This is a genomic window from Psychrobacter sp. 1U2, assembly GCF_051847575.1.
The window spans coordinates 1-1,365 of record NZ_JBPYDC010000220.1; the positions used below are offsets into that span (position 1 = coordinate 1).

Sequence of the window (1,365 nt, forward strand, 5' to 3'; positions counted from 1 at the left end):
TGCCTTTTGGTGAAGATGCGGGCAATGAAGAAGTCGCCGTCGACTTTTCAGATGAGTCAGATATCGTGGCATGGTCGATTGGGTTTGTAGATGCTATGTATGGTGATGAAGCCAGTAATTGGTTTGAAGATGAAGATACAGCTGAGGATGTTGCCGTACTAACCCTACCTATGATCGTGCTAAGCGGTATCGATGATGAAGATCCCGAGCTTGCCGACATGCGCGCTGACCAAGACAAAATGGTACAGATGGTAAACAGTATTGAAGGTAACTTAACCGAGTTGTTTTTATTGTTCCATACTAATGATTAATTTTATAAGTCACTGCTAAGGTAATACCATGGCTATGCAACTCTCCAATCTTGAGCACTTACCCAACTATCAAATCACTGAACGCTTAGATGTCGTTTATGGTAGTACGGTACGCTCAAAACATGTCGGCAAAGACTTGTTTGCTGGATTTAAAAATATCGTTGGCGGCGAGCTGACAGCTTATACTGAGCTGCTAGAAGAGTCACGTCAAGAAGCGATTGATCGTATGGTGGTCAAGGCAGAAGCATTAGGCGCAGATGCGATCGTCGGTTTACGTTTTTCGACATCGAGTATTGCACAAGGAGCCTCAGAGCTGTTTGTTTATGGTACGGCTGTTAAAGCGATACGTATGCAACCGAATATGTCGTCTCAACCACCGCATTATCCTTCTAACGATTATCAGTCCAACGAATCATCAAGCACCGCGCAAACCCCAACTGATGAGTTACCACGTTTTAATCCTTTTGGTTAATGATAGTGAACCAACTGCAAAACTCTTGCAACTTCGCCTTTGCTTTTAAGATAAGAGACGTGCCATGAATGATTCTATGACTCAAATACTCATTAACTATGGGCCATTTGTTTTGTTATTTGTGGTCGGGTGGTTTTTTGGCATGCGTCATGAACGTCAGCATTTAGCGCAGCTGACAATAGCAGAAAAAGAGCTGGCTCATATCATTGTCTCTAGTGAGCGTTTTTATCGCCCCAATCTGACAGCCAATAGTGAAGGGGAGCTGGTGCTCGGTAGTGTCGTTATCGCCCAAGATTATTTTAAAATGGTCATCGCGCGGGTTTTAAGTTTGTTTGGTAAAAATCTCACCACTTATGAGACATTATTAGACCGCTCTCGCCGTGAGGCTTTAGTACGTATGCGTACGCAAGCACAAGCCAAGGGCTACAATCACATCTATGGCTTGCGCTTGGAGGTCAGTAATATTAACCAGCTGGGTAGTATGGTTGAAGCCATTGCTTATGGCACCGCGGTCGTTAGCACTGACGATGCCAAAACACGTTAACGACGGCGTATCCCCATTCGAGCTAACCTGTTTTTTCT

General features: G+C 44.3%; 3 protein-coding genes. All 3 read left to right on the forward strand.

What is annotated here, in order from left to right:
- Positions 1-311 (forward strand): UPF0149 family protein (locus ACS8FD_RS14650; protein ID WP_439276394.1); only part of this gene is annotated, 311 nt, incomplete at its 5' end.
- Between the two features lie 28 nt (positions 312-339).
- Complete coding sequence (locus ACS8FD_RS14655; RefSeq protein WP_299217865.1) at positions 340-783, forward strand: YbjQ family protein; 444 nt, start codon at positions 340-342, stop codon at positions 781-783.
- A 64-nt stretch (positions 784-847) separates the two neighbouring features.
- Positions 848-1,327 carry a YbjQ family protein gene (locus ACS8FD_RS14660; RefSeq protein WP_439262092.1) on the forward strand — a complete coding sequence of 160 codons (480 nt, stop codon included), beginning with the start codon at positions 848-850 and terminating at the stop codon, positions 1,325-1,327.
- Positions 1,328-1,365 lie beyond the last annotated feature (38 nt).